Below are 17,703 nucleotides of genomic sequence, written 5' to 3' on the forward strand. Positions count from 1 at the left end.
TCCCAGGGAGATGAAGAAGTGACAACTTATTTCCCTATTTCGTCCGCGGTCTCTTTAATGAAACTCAGTTTCTCCCATTTGCTGCTATGCCGTATAGATGCTCGGCCACAGACTCGTATCCGCCGGATGAAGCCCACCCATGTGGTATGATTGTTGCCGCGCCATCCGTGAGCCGTAATAATCAGGCTAGCGATGGCCGGAAGCTATATCCGCAAATTCAAGTGGCAATCGCTTCATGCAGCGCCTCGACGTAAGCTGCGGCAAGCTTGGACAGGGTCGCGTTTTTATGGCTGATCCATCCGACGTTGATCGTCTCATCGCAGGCGAGCGGAACCGGAATAATCTCGTTCCCGTTCAGGTCGGCGCTCAGCACCCCGGTCGAAATGGTATACCCGTTCAGACCGATCAGCAGATTGAACAGGGTTGCACGGTCATTGACCCGGATGCTTTTTTTGTGAGACAGCGTGCTGAGGATTTCCTCCGAGAAGTGGAACGAATTGTATTCCCCCTGCTCGAAGGATAAATACGGATAATTCTGAAGCTCGTCAATGGTCACGATGGACTGCTTGGCCAGCGGATTTTTGATGCTAATAAAAATATGCGGCCTCGCCGTAAACAAGCTGGTAAACTGAAGCCCTGCATCCTTCAGTAGCTTGTTGATCACCTTGGCATTGAATTCGTTCAGGTAGAGAATGCCGATCTCGCTGCGCAGGGTTTTGACGTCCTGGATGATTTCGTAGGTCTTCGTCTCTCTCAGCGCCAATTCGTACTCATCCTGCCCGTATTCCTGGACCAGCTTCACGAAGGCATTGACCGCAAAGGCGTAGTGCTGCGTGGATACCGAAAAATGCTGCGGGGAAGGCTTTGCGTTCAGATAACGCCCTTCCAGAAGCTCTGCCTGCTCCACCACCTGCCGCGCATAGCCGAGAAACTCCGCGCCTTCTTTGGACAAGGATATTCCTTTGTTCGTCCGCTCGAATATCGTAATGCGAAGCTCTTCCTCCAGATCCTTGATCGCGTTGGACAGGCTGGGCTGGGAAATAAATAGTCGTTTGGCCGCCTCGTTCATGGAACCACGATTGGCAACTTCGATGGCATACTTTAATTGTTGTAAGGTCAATGTGATTCCCCCTTTTTATACTTCACGTTCAAGAACATATTTTTCTTCCACAAGCACAAAACAATCGCGTTTCCAATGCGACTAGTCCTATCCCTCTTTTTAAGAACCATTATAACCCTTTTTCACGATAAGAAGGGATCCTTTACATAATGTAAAGATCATCTCCAACAGTTCTACACATTTGGTCCGTACGCTGAATGCAAAACGAATACAGAGCAATAAATTTGGACCATGCCGCGGCCGGGATGTCGATGCATCTCATGTATGAGGGGGTTACGCCTTACGAAATCGGGAGTGCCACCGTAAATAAACACGAATGAACAAAAAACAAGCGCCGATCACCAGGCTTCCGGAGCCAGCGGTAATCGAGCGCTTGTTTGCAATTGTTAATACTAGCTAAGCCTCTAAATATTCACCTTATACCCTAAAGCCAGTTCATCCCCGGGAAGCCCACGGATTCCCCAGTTGTGCTGCGGCGTTTCGAAAATCGTAATCTCCACGTCCTGGGAAGAGACATGCAGCGTTTGCTGAATCCGTTCAAACAGCAATCGAATCAGCTGTTTCTTAGCCTCCACCGTCCGGCCTTCAAATATGCTGATCTCGATCACCGTGTAACGATCAGTTCTCCCGTCAGGGAAGTAGAAATCCTCCCGACTCATGGGAAAAAAACGATGAAATTTCTTATCCGCCGGAAGTTCAAATGCGTCTACCACGCACGAATGTATCACTTCCGACAGCTGCTCCTTCACCGGGTTCAGCCGCTCCCGGACGCCGTAAATTTTGATCTGTGCCATGCTCTGCTCATCTCCTCTAATCTCATCTAAACTAAAGGCTATGTCACCTTGTCGTTATATTCGTTTCAGGCAGTAAATAATCCTTCCTGCCCCGTCCCTATTCCCCGGTCTGGAACTGCTTCTTCGCCCACTCGACATAGGACGGATGGCTTCGGATCAATTCTTCATGCGTGCCGCTTCCCGTAATATGACCCTTCTCAAGCACAATAATCTGGTCCGCCTTGACGACCGTCGATAACCGGTGCGCGATGACCACGGTCGTTCGTTCCACCATCAGATTGTTCAGCGCCTTCTGCACTTCGTGCTCGGAGTCGCTGTCCAGGCTTGCCGTCGCTTCATCCAGCAGCAGGATGTCCGGCTTCCGCAGCAAAGCCCTTGCAATCGCGACCCGTTGGCGCTGACCTCCGGATAACTGGATACCCCGCTCGCCAACCTCCGTGTTGTACCCTCTCGGCAAGGCCTCGATAAACCCTTCCGCGTACGCGAGCCGCGCTGCTTCCGCAATCTCCTCGTCGGAGACCGGCTCCTCCCGCCCATAGATGATATTGTCCCGAATCGTTCCGGTCATGAGCGGGCTGTCCTGGGACACATATCCGAGCTTTCGCCGCCAGGACTCCAGCGTATAATCGCGGATCGCTTCCGAACCGAAGCAAATCTCCCCGCCGGATGGCGCATAGAACCGCTCAATCAAGGAGAATACCGTGGTTTTGCCGCTGCCGCTGGGCCCGACCAGGGCAGTAACCTTCTTGGCTGGAATGGAAAAGGTTACGTCGGACAGAATGGTTTCACCTTCATGGTAAGCAAACGTAACCTTTTTGAATTCAACGTCCCGATGACCTTCCGGTGCCGACCGCACCGCACGATGATCGCTCTCCGGTTCGAATTCAAGGATAAGCCGCAATCTCTCGGTTGCCGCCATCACCTTCTGGAGCTGGGAGTAAAACGTGGCGAACTGGCTGAAAGGAAACATGATTTGGAAGAGCAGCAGGATAAACGATACCAGCTCGCCTGCGCTGAGCGCACCGGAAGAAACGCGAACGCCGCCGTATCCGATGATGACCACCAGCAGAACGACCATGACCATCGACATCAACGGAATCAGAACCGAGTTAATCTTGGCTTCCTTCATGCCGAAACGGTACAGGCTGTCCATATCCTCATACCCGCTTTTCTCCTCCCTCCGCTCTGCATTGGAGGCTTTCACCAGCCTGATCTCGCCGATCACCTGGGTCAGCATGGCGGACAGCTGGGCCAGCTGTCCATACATGCTGATGGAGATTTTGTACATTTTTCCGCCGATGGGCATCAAAATGCCGAACCCGACCGGAACGGCGATCAGGATGATGAGGGTCATCCGCCAATCCAGGTAAAACAGGATCGCAACAGCCCCCAGAACGGTCAGCAGATTCGAGCAAAAAGCGATCAGATGATCCGTGATCAGCGTCTTTACTTCATTCGTATCGTTGGTCACACGGCTCATCGTCTCAGCCGAGCGATGCTTGTCGAAGAACGGAACCGGCAGGGCCAGCACCTTCGTCCAGAGCCGTTTTCGAATTTTGTTCACCGTCTGGTTCCCGACATAGGCAAGCATATAATACGAAAGTCCGCTGGCCACGGCTTCCAGCAGGAACAGGACGGCCAGAAAGCCGACCATGCGAATATTAAACGCATCTACGGCGAAATTATCGATGAGCTGGCCGGTGATGAGCGGGACGATAAGTCCCGTCACCGCCCCGACCAAACTTAATACGATCGCCAGAAAAAGCATCAGCTTCGGAATGCCCGAAGAACGCAGCAGCTTGATAAAATATCGAACCGTGGTTTTTGTTACCTTGCCTTTCTCATCTACGGTTTGCTCCATTCAAACTTCCTCCCTTCTCGTTCAACCCGTCACATATAGATTTCTTTGATAAAGCGGCCGGTAAACGAGGCTTCCACTGAAGCCACTTCTTCGGGCGTTCCTGTCGCCACCAGGGATCCGCCGGCTGCTCCCCCGCCAGGCCCGATATCGATGATCCAATCGGAATTCCAGATCAGGTCCAGATTGTGCTCAACCAACATCACGGTGTTCCCCGCATCCACCAAACGGTTTAACAGGACGAGAAGCTGCCTGACGTCTCCAGGGTGAAGCCCTGTCGAGGGTTCGTCCAGCAAATAGAGCGTGTGGTTTTTCGTTTTTTTACTCAGTTCCTTTGCTAATTTGATCCGTTGTCCCTCGCCGCCCGACAGGGTGCTCACCGATTGTCCCCACTTCAAATATCCAAGTCCGACATCGCAGAGCAGCCGGGTCAATTCCATGATCTTTGGCTTCACTTCCAGAAGGGCAAGACTTTCCCCAATCGTCATGTTCAAAATATCGGAGATGGTGTAACCGTTAAAAGTCACGCGGAGAACCTCTTCCTTGAAGCGCTTGCCCTTGCAGTCCGGGCAGCGTACTTCCAGCTCCGGCAGAAAGTGCATATGCACGGACACGACGCCAAGACCTTGGCACGTCTCACAGCGCCCGCCTTGCGTATTAAAGGAGAAGTGCTTGGCCGTTAAATGATTCTGTTTAGCTTCCGGCAAGCTGGCGTACCAGTTTCTGATATGAGTGTAAACATCCGTATAGGTAGCAATGTTAGAGCGCTGCATTCGGGATACCGGCGATTGGTCAACCTTGATCAGCTGTCCCACCGATTCCCAGCCCGTGATGGCTTTGCAGCCGATTGGAGTTGATTGATCGCTTCCGGATTCCGCCAGAAGATCGAATAAAAGCGTGGATTTACCAGATCCCGATACGCCTGTCACCGATATAAGACAGCCTAGCGGGAAAGAGGTCGTAATATGTTTCAGATTTCTCAGATGTGCGTCCTCGATCGTCAGCAGGTTGCCGTTTCCAGTCCTACGCCGACTCGGAGCCGCCAGCATCGTGTGATCCCGGAAATACGATCCGGTCACGGACTGGGGATTGCGGATCAATTCCTCCAGCGTTCCTTGACCGACGACCGTGCCGCCCATCGTTCCCGCACCCGGTCCGATATCAATGATATGATCGGCGGCCCGCATCACTTCTTCGTCATGCTCAATGACAAGCACCGTGTTGCCGAGATCCCTCAGTTGCTTCAGAACCTGGATAAGTCCCCTGGTATCTTTGGGATGCAGTCCCGTTGTCGGTTCGTCCAAAATGTAAAGTACCCCCGTGAGGCCTGATCCCAGAATCGATGCGAGCCGCAGCCTCTGGGCTTCCCCGCCCGACATCGTGACGACCTGCCTCTCCATGGACATGTAACCCAGCCCGACATCCATGATGCGCTTTAGTCTCACGACGGAATCATGAATGAGCGGTTCCACAATCATTAATTGGTCCGCCGTCAGCTTCTTCAGCAGTGCCTCCATCCAGTTCAAGGCTTCCCCGATCGACCAGGCGTTAACTTCGTTAATGGAGACGCCGTCAATCCGGACGCGGCGGCTGTCCTCCTTCAGCTTTGTTCCGTGGCAATCCGGACAGACATGCTCATGAAACAGGGACGCTTCCCCGGACTCGCTCCCCTTCTCCCGGTACCTTCTCCATATTCCGGTGACTACGCCCTCGTACTTGCCTTGTCCTACGGACTTCGGCGGCTTCACGTCAGGAAAATGCCGGCTGAACGGCTCGCTCTCCACGCCGTAATACAGGAGATCGCGCTGAACGTCGCCATAATCCCGAAGCGGCATAAACTCATCGAACACAAACCCGTAATATTTGGCTGCTGCTTTCAGAATGCTGATGTTATAATCGGTGAGAGCGCTGTACCATATTGCCACCCCGCCGTCTCTTAGGCTTAAGTCAAGCTGGAACACGGCATCCAGGTTCAGGCTGACCGTTTGACCGAGTCCGCTGCACGTTTCGCATGCGCCTTCCGGCTTGTTAAAGGAAAAATGCGACATCGTCAATTTGTCGAGACCATGACCGCATCGCCTACAATGAACCGTCTCGTGGGAATCGCTGATCTCTTCCTCGTCAGAGGGACCGTGATAGGCTTCTCCGTCCACGCTCGGTATCACCCTGTCGCCGCAGGAAGGACAGCTTCGTTCCCCAAGCTTGGCAAACAGTATCCGGAGCAGCGTGTAGATATCCGTCACCGTTCCGATGGTGGATCTCGGGTTTCGGTTCGTAATGTGCTGACCCACGCTGATCGACGGGGAGAGCCCTTCAATCGAATCCACCTTCGGCTTGCTGACCGAGTCCGACACCATGCCCATGGATTCCATGTACTGCCGCTGACATTCCCGCTGCAGCGTATCCATGGCCAGCGTAGACTTCCCCGAGCCGGACGGACCTGTCATGACGACCAGTTTGTATTTTGGAATCTCAAGCGAAACATTTTTCAGATTGTTCTCCCTGGCACCGCGAATCTTAATCGTTCCTTCCATCTTCCCTACCTCCTTCATTTTACAAACCCATCTTACAACATTGATGCAAGTACAAAATTTCAATCCTGCGAAGGTTGCTCCACCACTGTTTTTAACGGCGAAAGCCGTCACGGAGCTTTAAGGTTTATGTACAATGTTTGAAGCCCTGTTGGTTGTCTGTGCACCGCAATTGACTTTATAATAGGCTATAAATATCTACGCTACGTATCGTGTGTTCAGAGGAGAGGTACCCATGCCGAAAAAAATCGCACCCGAATTTTATTTTATTGGCAACCATCCCGTGCTGGATTTCGTGAATACCAAGATCGCTGTCAACGCTCAGCCGCTGGATTTGCTGGATACTTTCGATTCTTTAATGGATTGGATGGTGAAGGCGAACCTGCTGTCGGAGGCGGAACGCAACCTGCGCAAGGCGGTATATAACGGCAACGAGGAGGAAGCCCGGATCGTGGAGTCCGCCAGATTGCTCCGCCACCACATCTTTCATCTGATTCAGCCGGGCAGTGCGAACGAGAGTTCAACCGAAGCAAGCCTGCAGTTCATCAACGGGCTGCTGAAGGAGCAAATCATGCGTACCGTGCTTGTGGCCGAAGACAGCGCGTACAGCCGCAAAAGCCGGATGCTTTTTCGGAAGCCGCTGGACCTGCTGAGCCCGATCGCCGCATCTGCCGTTGATTTTTTAACGACCCATGACTTGAAGCTGGTGAAAAAATGCGAAAATCCGGCGTGCGTGCTTCGCTTTTACGACAATAGCAAAAACGGCACAAGGCGCTGGTGCAGCCCCAAAACATGCGGAAACCGCATGAAGGTCGCTGCCTATCTGGAGCGTCAGAAACAACAAACGAAGGAATCTTAGATATACCGTCTAAGATTCCTTTTTTAATACCCAAAACAAAACTTTACAGGTTAATATTCGGGATATATAATACCCTTAAATGAGTTATGATGGTTAATAAAAAGGAGGGAAGTGTTCTACAAATAAATGACGACCAGTCAAAAGGATCTACATAGCAATCGCTTCATAAAAAAATCGCAGGTATTCAAGGAGGCGTTTATCCAATGGAAAATAAAATCCAGTATCATACGGCTCAAATCAACGGTTTGGACATTTTTTACCGTGAAGCAGGAGCTCCCGGCTCGCCTGTCGTATTACTGCTGCATGGTTTCCCGACTTCCAGCCATATGTATCGTCAATTGATTCCGTCCCTTGCCGATCAGTATCATGTGATCGCACCTGATTATCCGGGATTTGGTTACAGCAGCGCGCCAGACCATGATCAGTTCCGTTACAGCTTTGACCATTTCAGTCAGCTCATCGAAGAATTGCTGGCACAATTAAATATCCAGACCTTCTATATGTACTTGATGGACTATGGTGCACCCGTCGGGTTCCGGATCGCGGCGCGACATCCCGAGCGGATCCGAGGCCTGATCATTCAGAACGGGAACGCCTACGATGAGGGACTCGAAGAATTCTGGAATCCCATTAAAGCTTACTGGGAAGATCCGGCAAACCCGGATAAACGCGAGGCTCTGCGCTGGCTTACCAGCATCGAGGCAACGAAGTGGCAGTATACGCATGGAGTCGATGACGCCTCGCTCATCAGCCCGGACACTTATACCTTGGATCAAGCGCTGCTCGACCGTCCCGGCAACCAGGATATTCAACTGGATTTGTTCCTGGATTACGGATCGAATCCTCCCTTGTATCCGGCTTGGCAGCAATATTTCCGCAATGCTCAGCCGCCAACCCTGATTGTGTGGGGGCAAGGCGACCACATCTTCCCTGAGAACGGAGCCCATCCGTATCTGCGTGATTTGCCTAATGCCGAGCTGCATCTTCTGAAGGGTGCCGGTCATTTTGCATTGGAATCCCATGGACCGGAAATCGTTCAATACATCCGGGCATTTTTGGAACGGCAATGATTCTGAGCATGATTCAAACCAAAGGTGACAGGTTATTTTTTCATCCGTCTTTTCTCGGAAACGCACTTCATGATACAATCCCCCAATAAGTAAGGATTCAGGCAGATCCGGATGAAGTAGGGGGGACATCATGGGCATCCGACCGATTGATATCGCCAAGAAACTCGGGATTACCACAAGTGCGCTCAAGCACTATGAGAAATGGGGAATTGTCCCTCCTGCCGAGCGTGCGCCGAACGGCTACCGGTTATATACCGAGGAGCATGTCGCTTATTTCGAGTGCATCCGCGCCATGTTTCCCGGTTTCGGCGTAGACGTGACGAAGCAAGTCATGAAGAAGCTGCAGGAAAGGGAGCTGGATGATGCGCTCTGGATCGTAAGCGAGGTGCAAGCCCGCCTCCAGCAGGATAAAATCCTTGCGGAGCGGACCATCCGCATTCTGGAAACGGAGCAGCTTGACGCAGTCGATGCCCGAGGCCGCAAGAAAGAGCTGACCATCGGGGAGGTTGCGGCCGAGATCGGCGTTCCCTCCTCGGCCATCCGCCATTGGGAGAAGGAAGGCGTTCTTATCCTGCCGCGGGATCAGGATAACGGCTACCGGAAATTCGATGGTGCCCAAATCCGGCAGATTATGATCATTCGGATTCTCCGCTCAGCCAATTACCCGCTTGAAGTCATCAAGGACGTCCTGCATGAGCTCGAGCATCATCAGGTTCATAACGCCAGACGGGTGCTCAAGGACACGCTGGTGTACCTCAATCACCTCAATCATAACCAGATACGCGGCGTACACTACTTATATCAATTGTGCCAAGTATTGAAGTTAATGTAATTCGCTATCCATTCGCTCATTGGCTATTGCTGTAACAAAAAAACAAACCCGGAGCCTCATCCGGGTTTGTTTGTGTGTATGTGCCGCTTATGGATTAACCTTGATGGAACCGATCGAGGTCGTCAGGGATATTTTCGCTCCGCCGCCGTTGACGTCGCTCTGTCCCCGGCTTGCTCCTGTAATCTGTCCAAGCTCGGTTTCGGTATTCAGCGTATATTTCATGGACGGCGCGAACGCAGCGGTGATGCTGCCTGCCGATGTGTTGGCCGTCAGCGAGCCGTCCTGGTCGATCTGCCCAATATCCAGCTTGATGCTGCCCGCTTCGGATACGATCCTGGAGCTGCCCGTGATTTCCGTTTGGTTGAGCTGAACTTCCCCGGCTCCCAGCTGCAGCTCGAAAGCCCCCTTCAACTCGTTCACCCTTACCTTCCCGACATCATTTTTGATACGGATATTCTGTAGGGCTTCCGGTACCTCGATCACATAATCAATCATGAATCCGGAATCGCCGAACTGCTTCTGCGACCAGTCCCACAGGCTAATGTTGGAATCGTCTCTAGGATGCGTCCTTAATTCCAGCATGCCGTCCTGGAGCGCCAAGGAGGTAGCGGCCTGCTCCGTCACCTGGGTGCGAATGTTATCGTTCTTGAAAAAACTGTCGTTGAACCATACGGTTGTTTTCACGTTGACCTCGCTACCTTGTACCGCGATAAGCTCGATATTGCCTACGGCATGGTCGATGACCAGTCCCTCGGCCGTGCCGGCTTCCTGAGCCGTCGTCCATTCGAACTCCTTCCCTTCCCGCTTTACTTGATCGCTGATGGCTATCGCTGATTCGCCGGCTATGTTCCCGATTCCCGCTAATTTATCAAGCTCCCGGTTTACCGCTTCATCGGCATTTTGGGCAGCGTCGCATCCGACCAGCACGGCAAATATCAACAGCGACGAAATTTTCACGGCCATCATGCTCTGTTTTCTCTTCAAATCCTCCACGTCCATTCCTGTTTATGTATATGTCCATTATATCGTGGAGGGAAAAGTTCACACGCTGCCGCGGACCAGTTTCTTCCTGGACCTTAGTCTGGGACGCCCCCTCCGTCTTTTGTATGACGCTGCACGTACGGATCATTCTTCCAATCGCTGTTGCCTCCAAATTTCAATCATGGTTTTGTAACGGTAGAAATTCGGGGACAAAGCTAAAGAAAAGAAAAGGGAGTTGCCGCAGTAAAAGATCTACTCTTGGAACAACCCTTTTCTCTAAATCATGGTTCTCATGGCTGGTCTATCCGCAGCACGACCTTTCCCCAAACATGACCGGATTCCACGGCACGATGCGCTTCCGCCGCTTCGCTCAGCGAGAACGTCTGCGACACATGGATTTTCAGCTTCCCTTGTTCATACATTTGGACCAGTTCCGCTAATCGATCCTTGGAGCGCTGGCTGCGGATCGGGCGCACCCCCAATTCTTCTACCAGATCGAAGGCCACGATCGTTCCGATGCGGCTTCGGTCGCCGACAAGCTCCACCGAGGCCCGCAGCGCTTCTTCGCCGGCGGCATCCAGCGCGGCTGTCACTCCCTCGGGGGCGCAAGCCTTGACCCGGTCTACAAGGCCTGGTCCATAAACAACGGGAACGGCGCCCAGCGAACGAAGATAATCATGATTTCCCTCGCTTGCGGTCCCGATGACCCGCGCTCCCCAGGCTCGAGCGATCTGGACGGCAAAGGAGCCGACTCCCCCCGCTGCCGCATGAATCAAAACCGTATCCTTATGGCCAACCCCTAGCATCCCAAGTGCCGTATGGGCGGTTTGCCCTGATGCGGTCAAGGCACCCGCTTCCTCCCATGGCATCGAATCGGGTTTCCGTACAACTTGGTCTGCGCTGACCACGACATATTCAGCGTAGCAGGCGAGTAGTGACCAGCCAATGACGTCATCCCCAACTTCAAATTCCGTCACTCCCTCTCCTACCTGATCAACCGTTCCGGCGAATTCGTTGCCGAGGATTTGCGGCATCCGCAATGTCACCCCGGGCGGCGCCCAGCCGCTCCCCCTGATTCCGCAGTCGGCCGGCTGCACGCCTGCAGCCTTGATGTTAACTCTTATCTGGCCGTTGCCGGCCTTGGGATCTTCGAAGTCCATAACGCGCAAAACTTCCGGCGGTCCAATCGTACTGAACGCAGCTGCTTTCATATCGATCATCCTTTCATACATCCCTTGATCTTGTTTCTGAGACCATTCTATAATCATCGATAGATAATAAAAAATACAAAATAATCTATGTATATATATACTGGAGTATATAAGCAGGGACGGTGAACCGTAATGGAAATGTTGCAGCTGAAGTATTTTGTTACCGTAGCAAGGCTTGAACATATGACCAAAGCCGCAGAGGAGCTCCATATTGCTCAGCCGGCGCTCAGCAAGACGATCTCCAGACTCGAAGAGAATCTCGGGGTTCCGTTATTTGAACGCCAAGGCAGGCAAATCCGCCTTAATCCGTTCGGCAGAGCATTTTTGGCGAAAGCCAAAGCTGCCCTGCAGCTGCTGGAAGAGGGAAGGCGGGAAGTGGAAGATCTTGCGGGGCTGGAGCATGGGCGCATTCATTTGGCCTTGTCCAACATGGAGCAGCTCCGCGAGCCTTTACGCTTGTTTCTGCGCGAACATCCGAAGGTCAACTTTCATATTATCCAGTCCTCGATGGAGGATATGGTTCAGACGATTGAACATAATGAAGTGGACTTCTTTCTGACCTCCATGCCCGTTCGGCATCCGGATATACGCAGCTTGCCATTGCACGTGGAAGAAGTGTTCTTGGCAGTCCCCCCCACCCACCGCTTAGCCGGAAACAATCGCATCCGCTTAAGCGAGGCTGCCGGAGAATCCTTTGTGGGTTATAAAGAGGGCCATCCGTATCAGAAGATGAATAACGAGTTTTGCAAACAAGCCGGTTTTCAACCGAAGGTCGTCTGCGAGGTGGAAGACCCCGGGACCATCGCCGATCTGGTCCGTTCGGGGTTTGGCGTGGCTTTAATCGGGGAATGCAGAAGCAGCGAGGAATTAAAGCTGACGAAGCTCAGCATTCAAGAACCTCTCGCACGCCGGGTATTCCAAATCGCATGGCTGGAATCCAGATACTTGTCCAAGGCCGCGATTTCCTTCCGCGATTACCTCGTCGAATATTACGCGGATCACGGTAAGAGAGACATAACCACGTCGTAAACGACGTGGTTTTTTATGATATCGAAATTTCAAACCCTGCAGCGCCGTTTCACTCTCTGGCTATTCCACTTGGGCACGTTGTCTGTCCGTGCACCTTGGTAGAACAAGACCACAATGAACAGTCCCTGCGGTGATACTTCGAGGGTTGACAATATTTGGGGAATGATTATACTTTTGAGTAAACACTCAGTATTTTGAATTCATCACTCATGACTATTTAGCATCCATAGAAACCGGAAGCTCCACAAGGAAGTTTTGCCTATTTCATTCCAAAGGAGAAAGACATCTGACTATGCCTACAACAACCCGTCGAAATGCCAAGAAGGAACGGATATTGAACGCCGCTCTGAAGCTGTTCTCCCAGCAGGGATTCCATGCAACGACAACCAAAGAGATTGCGGCCGAAAGCGGCGTGGCCGAAGGGCTGATCTTCTACCACTTTGGAGATAAACGGAAGCTGCTGCTCTTTCTTGTGAACAATTTTTCCTTTGCTGCGCAGCTTCAAGAGGATGCAGGTGAATTGTCGAAGCTTCCTGCGGACGAGGCCCTGTTTCAATACGGCATCGCATATCTCCAGTTCCTCAGGACGAACATGGATTATCTGATGCTCATCTGGTCACCTGAACTCATAAGGGATGCCGAGGTATCAAAAGAGGTTTCGCGGCTGATCGGTGGTTTTGGGACAGCAGGCAGCAGCATGCTCAAACAGGCGGCGGGATCCAATCATCAACCGGAACACACGGTTCAGGTTGCCATGATGATGATGACCTCGTCCATCCTGGTCTATTGCATGCTCCATTTCCGTTTCGGAGAGGAAGCGCTCCCGCTCGGGGACGAATCCTATATTCGCGAGCTCGTCCGGCTGCTGCTGCATGGGATGAACGAAGAACCGGATCATGACGTTTTCTCTCCGTGAAAAACGATGTATACAAATAGCTGATGGCCGTATAGAACATGCTGCATCGGCTTCTTTTATCTTCACAATTTGAGTGTTTACTCAGTTTCTTTTCGTTAGGCATCGCTAATATGGTTAGATTGAAGGGAGAAATGAGGATTTTGCTGTCATTCATGCCAGATTGGAATTTCGTCATGTTGTTGTGGCTGCTGCCGGTTGTATTTTTCATTCACGACGGAGAAGAGATTGCCACGATGGAATGGTGGCTCAGGAAGAACAAGAACAGCCCCTGGATCACGAAATTTTCGCCCGTCTCCATTCCGTGGGATAAGAACATCACCCTGCAATTCTCCTTTGCCGTGCTGCTGATCGGATCTATCCTCACCTGCGTAACGTTTCTAACGGCGCGCACCTTCGATATCGGCAGCCCGTTCAACGGCCTGTTCGCGGGGTTCGTTACGGTGTTCCTGCTGGACGGCGTGAAACATGTGGGTGCCTCAATCGCGCTGAAGACATACACCCCTGGCGTCATTACAGCTGCGGTCCTTGAAATTCCTTACGGAATTTATGCGCTCAACCGCCTGCTGTCCACTGGAATCGTGGATGCCACGGCATTCGCGATGGGAACCCTGATCTCCCTGCCTCTCATTCTGTTTCTGGTCTGGTTTGGTTTAACGCTTGGGAAACGAATCGCGCCGCACCGCATAAATACGTAGGCTCCGATAACGTGCATTGCAGAAAAAAACAGCGACTGCCCAACATTTCAAGCCGCAGCTTGCAGAACTATACAAGAAACGCGTCTATCGACGTACTTTCTCGGCAGTCAGGCCGCATTTAGCGGTTATTCTTACAACAGTTGAGTTGGTTAGCCTCGCCAAAAACTTCATTTACAAGAAAAAATGCCGCCGGATCCGATCTTCCGACGGCATTTCGATTCGTATTAATTGGCTATCCTACAAGCTCCAGTTGCGCCTTGGCTTATAACCTGCCTTCTCCAGGAAATCCCGCTCCGTCTCTGGGCCAAGACCCTGAATCCCAACCTTGGCGCTCATCGAAGTAATCAGCATCCGGCTGGCCACCTCCAACGTCTGCAGGGCCATCCGCGCTTCGCGAATGGTCGTATCGTACACCACCACGCCATGGTTTTCTAAAAGCAGCACGTTGGCAAGCTTGGCCTTTTCCCGAACGCCCTCGCCCAGCGCGTCGCTCCCCGGATGATAATAAGGCACGCGTTCGATCCGCTCGAGATAATACATCGTCTCGACGAACATATTGGAGGGGAGCTCCAGGTCGGAGCAGGCAATCAGCGTTGTGTAGAACGGAGAAGCATGGAGCACCGCCCCGATCTCCGGTCGGCTCTCGTAAATCGCCCGGTGCATGGGCGTTTCCTTGGAAGGTTTGCGGCCCTCTGCGCCATATACGTTTCCGGACAAATCGCATTCGATCAAGTCCGCTTCCTCCAATTCGCCAAGGAACGTCCCGCTCGCCGTAACCACGTAACGGTCCCCTTCCGTTCTGGCGGAGATATTCCCTGCATTGCCCCATGCAAGGTCATATTGCATCATATATTTGCCGGTGTGCTGCAATTCTTTTCTAATCGTTTCCGCGCTAGCCATGATCAATACCTCCTGTATTTCAATACCTATTTTACAACCAATAACTACTTATAAGACGAGTACCCGCATACCGCTATTTGCCGCCTAACAGGTTCGGCAGGAACATCGACAATTGCGGAAGATACGTAATCAGCATCAGGTCAATGATCAACACGATATAGAACGGCACCATGCCCCTTGTAATTTGATCCAGCCGGATCTTCGCGATTTGGGCCGATATGAACAGATTGATGCCGAGCGGCGGCGTGCACATCCCGATCGCCAGGTTCACGATCATGATGATGCCGAAATGCGTCGGGTCGATGCCGAACTCGGCCGCTACCGGCGCCAGCAGAGGTGCCAGAATGATGATGGATGCATTGGACTCCATGAACATGCCCACGATGAGCAGGAACACGTTGACCAGCAGCAGGAACACGATCGGGTTGTCGGATATGTTCACGAAGAAGCCTGCAACCGCCTGCGGAATTCCTTCCCGCGTCATGATCCAGCTGAACAATCCTGCGCTTGCAATGATGAACATGATGACGGAAGTCGTAATCGTGGATTGCGTCAGAATGTTGATCAGCTTGGAGAATTTAATCTCCTTATACACAAATACGCCAACGATGAACGCATACGCTACGGCTACGCCCGCCGCTTCGGTCGGCGTGAAGATGCCGCCGTATATTCCGCCGAGAATGATGATCGGCATAAGGACCGCCCAGAAGGATTCCTTGAAAGCCTGCCATACTTCACCTGGAGTCTTTCTCTTCTCGCGTGCATAGCCTTTTCGTTTCGCAATGATATAAACGGCAATCATCAGCGATACACCAATCATAATTCCTGGAATAAGCCCCGCCATAAACAGATCGCCGATCGATGTTTCGGCAGCGACCCCGTATAGAATCAACGGGATGCTTGGCGGAATGATAACCCCCAGCTCACCGGACGTCGCTTGAAGGGCACCCGTAAAGTTCTTATGATAGCCCCGGGAGATCATAGCCGGGATTAGGATGCTGCCAAGCGCCGCGGTTGCCGCGGCGGAGGAACCGGAAATGGCGGCAAAGAACATCGAGGTTACAATCGTTACGAGTCCAAGTCCGCCTGGCAAATGGCCTGTAAGTGCATTCGCCAGATTCACCAGCCGTCTTGAAATTCCGCCGAATTCCATCAAGGTGCCCGCGAATACGAAGAACGGAATCGCCATGAGCGGGAATGAATCCGTTGACGTGAACGAACGCTGGACGAGTACAAGCAGCGGCGTACCGCCTTCCCACCAGATCGCTACCGCAGACGCCATTCCCATCGAGACGGCAATCGGAACGCTGATGGCGAAGAATAGGATCAAACATCCGAATAATACGATAGGCATTATAGACCTTCCTCCTTCGCTGGCGGAATTGTATCGGAAACGATCGTTTCCAGAATGACCGCTACCGCATTGATGATGAGCAGCACCGCGCCAATCGGAATAGCTGCATATGGAACCGACATGCTAAGCCCCATCGCTGCCGACGATTGCACGGAGACCCGGTTCAAAATATCGATGCCCTGGACCAGCAAAAGAACGAAAAACACGATGCATATCGCCATGACGGTGATGCGAATCACCTTTCGGTTGACTTCACTCACGAGTTCCGGCAGCAGCTCGATCGCTACCAGCCGATGATGGCGCAGCGCCAGCGAGGAACCCAGGAAAACAAGGTATACCATCAAGTATCTGGCTAGCTCCTCGGACCAGTGAAGCGGATACCCGACAATCCGGTAAATAATCTGCATGATAATCAGGATGGACATGACACCCAGGATCATGGCCACTGCGATGCCCACGAGTTTGTTGAGCGTATCGATCGCTTTTAATGTCTGCCGCATGGCTTATCCCCCCTCTTGAAGAAAAAATGGTTATGGCGTGTTGATGATTTTGTCGTACAGCTCTCTTCCGTACAGGTTGGCAAAGCGTTCATGCACCGATTTGGCCGCCGCTTCGAACGGTCCCTTATCCACTTCCACGAACTCCGTACCGAAATCCTTAAGCTCATTGATAATCTGCTCTTCCTGTTCAAAGACCAGCTGATTCTCGTATTCCGTTGCTTCCTTGGCCGCTTCTTCAATAGCCTGACGCTGAGACTCATTCAAGCGTTGATACGTCACTTCACTCATCGCGAGCATCACGTAACCGTATACATGATCGGTCATCATCATATACTTCTGGACTTCCTGAATCTTGGAGCTGGCGGTAAAAGCAACTGGATTTTCCTGCGCGTCAATAACCCCGGTTTGAAGCGATGAATACACTTCGCCAAAAGCCATAGGCGTCGGCGTCGCGCCCATCGCCTCCCAAGCCGCAATGGAAGCCGGAATTTCCGGCACGCGGATTTTCAAGCCGCGCAGATCGCTGGGCGTTTCGATCTTCTTGTTGGCCGTCAGCTCGCGCGGGGTTCTCATCCAGAACTCCAGGCCGCGGACCTCGGCATTGTCAAGCAGGCTCTGCTTCAGTTCATCGCCGACGTCTCCATAGAGCACGTTCTCCAAATGCTGCTTGTCCCGGAACAAATACGGCAGCTCCAAGATGGCATAAGGACTGTAGAAATTCGATAACACGCCCGCCGGTAGGGCAAAATCCACGGACCCGATCTGCATCCCCTCGATCAGGTCACGGTCATTCCCGAGCATCGAGCTGGCGTACACCTCTACCTCAATCTCGCCGCCCGTTTTCTCCTTGACCAGCTCCGCAAACTTGAGCGCGCCCAGATGCCACGGATCGGATTCGCCCGTAATGTGACCTAGCCTTAGCTTGATCGGGCCATCATCCGTATTCGGCTTCGTCATAAATAAAGCGCTTACAATGAGCAGTGCAGCCACCATGACAACTGCGAGTCTTTTCCACATTTGTCGTTCCCCCAATCTGATATGAAGTTCCTGCAG

The 17,703-nt window shown here is 52.3% G+C and carries 16 protein-coding genes; 6 read left to right on the top strand and 10 right to left on the bottom strand.

All coding sequences use genetic code 11. The annotated features are described in order from the left end of the window. Positions 1–217: 217 nt before the first annotated feature. From MHH82_RS23660 to uvrA, 4 genes are all read right to left on the bottom strand, one after another. Positions 218–1,120, bottom strand: coding sequence for a LysR family transcriptional regulator (locus tag MHH82_RS23660; protein WP_009593611.1), 903 nt, complete (start codon positions 1,118–1,120; stop codon positions 218–220). Positions 1,121–1,524: 404 nt separating this feature from the next. After that, positions 1,525–1,914 (bottom strand): tautomerase family protein, encoded by a 390-nt coding sequence (locus MHH82_RS23665; RefSeq protein ID WP_015736762.1) that lies wholly within the window; start codon positions 1,912–1,914, stop codon positions 1,525–1,527. Between the two features lie 97 nt (positions 1,915–2,011). Further along, the gene (locus MHH82_RS23670) at positions 2,012–3,775 is read right to left on the bottom strand and encodes an ABC transporter ATP-binding protein (protein ID WP_340968035.1); all 1,764 of its coding nucleotides are present in this window, start codon (positions 3,773–3,775) and stop codon (positions 2,012–2,014) included. Positions 3,776–3,804: 29 nt separating this feature from the next. Further along, positions 3,805–6,306: an excinuclease ABC subunit UvrA gene (gene uvrA / locus MHH82_RS23675; RefSeq protein WP_340968037.1), complete on the bottom strand. Its 2,502-nt coding sequence runs from the start codon at positions 6,304–6,306 to the stop codon at positions 3,805–3,807. A gap of 232 nt (positions 6,307–6,538) precedes the next feature. Between uvrA and MHH82_RS23680 the strand changes: the two genes are divergently transcribed. The 3 genes from MHH82_RS23680 to MHH82_RS23690 all read left to right on the top strand — a co-directional run bounded on the left by MHH82_RS23680 (position 6,539) and on the right by MHH82_RS23690 (position 9,064). Next, positions 6,539–7,162: a CGNR zinc finger domain-containing protein gene (locus MHH82_RS23680; RefSeq protein WP_015736765.1), complete on the top strand. Its 624-nt coding sequence runs from the start codon at positions 6,539–6,541 to the stop codon at positions 7,160–7,162. 203 nt (positions 7,163–7,365) lie between these two features. Continuing rightward, entirely contained in the window at positions 7,366–8,232 is an 867-nt protein-coding gene (locus MHH82_RS23685) for an alpha/beta fold hydrolase (protein WP_340968040.1), read from the top strand. 130 nt (positions 8,233–8,362) lie between these two features. Next, the gene (locus MHH82_RS23690; RefSeq protein WP_340968042.1) at positions 8,363–9,064 is read left to right on the top strand and encodes a MerR family transcriptional regulator; all 702 of its coding nucleotides are present in this window, start codon (positions 8,363–8,365) and stop codon (positions 9,062–9,064) included. Between the two features lie 87 nt (positions 9,065–9,151). Here MHH82_RS23690 and MHH82_RS23695 read toward each other — a convergent pair whose 3' ends face one another. Together MHH82_RS23695 and MHH82_RS23700 are read right to left on the bottom strand one after the other, a co-directional pair. Next, entirely contained in the window at positions 9,152–10,057 is a 906-nt protein-coding gene (locus MHH82_RS23695; RefSeq protein WP_340968045.1) for a DUF4097 family beta strand repeat-containing protein, read from the bottom strand. 278 nt (positions 10,058–10,335) lie between these two features. Then, complete coding sequence (locus MHH82_RS23700; protein ID WP_251498902.1) at positions 10,336–11,256, bottom strand: NADP-dependent oxidoreductase; 921 nt, start codon at positions 11,254–11,256, stop codon at positions 10,336–10,338. 132 nt (positions 11,257–11,388) lie between these two features. On the opposite strand from MHH82_RS23700, the gene MHH82_RS23705 reads away from it, so the two are divergent. From MHH82_RS23705 to MHH82_RS23715, 3 genes are all read left to right on the top strand, one after another. Continuing rightward, the gene (locus tag MHH82_RS23705) at positions 11,389–12,285 is read left to right on the top strand and encodes a LysR family transcriptional regulator (protein WP_015736770.1); all 897 of its coding nucleotides are present in this window, start codon (positions 11,389–11,391) and stop codon (positions 12,283–12,285) included. 292 nt (positions 12,286–12,577) lie between these two features. Then, on the top strand, positions 12,578–13,201 hold the full coding sequence (locus tag MHH82_RS23710) for a TetR/AcrR family transcriptional regulator (RefSeq protein WP_340968049.1): 624 nt from the start codon (positions 12,578–12,580) through the stop codon (positions 13,199–13,201). Positions 13,202–13,353: 152 nt separating this feature from the next. Beyond that, entirely contained in the window at positions 13,354–13,896 is a 543-nt protein-coding gene (locus MHH82_RS23715) for an HXXEE domain-containing protein (protein ID WP_260871370.1), read from the top strand. Between the two features lie 237 nt (positions 13,897–14,133). Here MHH82_RS23715 and MHH82_RS23720 read toward each other — a convergent pair whose 3' ends face one another. From MHH82_RS23720 to MHH82_RS23735, 4 genes are all read right to left on the bottom strand, one after another. Continuing rightward, positions 14,134–14,796: a class II aldolase/adducin family protein gene (locus MHH82_RS23720; protein WP_145037157.1), complete on the bottom strand. Its 663-nt coding sequence runs from the start codon at positions 14,794–14,796 to the stop codon at positions 14,134–14,136. A 73-nt stretch (positions 14,797–14,869) separates the two neighbouring features. After that, positions 14,870–16,150 carry a TRAP transporter large permease gene (locus MHH82_RS23725; protein WP_145037155.1) on the bottom strand — a complete coding sequence of 427 codons (1,281 nt, stop codon included), beginning with the start codon at positions 16,148–16,150 and terminating at the stop codon, positions 14,870–14,872. Next, positions 16,150–16,650 (bottom strand): TRAP transporter small permease, encoded by a 501-nt coding sequence (locus tag MHH82_RS23730; protein WP_090909365.1) that lies wholly within the window; start codon positions 16,648–16,650, stop codon positions 16,150–16,152. The genes MHH82_RS23725 and MHH82_RS23730 overlap by 1 nt, the downstream gene beginning before the upstream one ends. Positions 16,651–16,680: 30 nt before the next feature. After that, positions 16,681–17,667 carry a TRAP transporter substrate-binding protein gene (locus tag MHH82_RS23735; protein WP_145037153.1) on the bottom strand — a complete coding sequence of 329 codons (987 nt, stop codon included), beginning with the start codon at positions 17,665–17,667 and terminating at the stop codon, positions 16,681–16,683. Between the last annotated feature and the right edge of the window lie 36 nt (positions 17,668–17,703).

The organism is Bacillus sp. FSL K6-6540 (genome assembly GCF_038007545.1).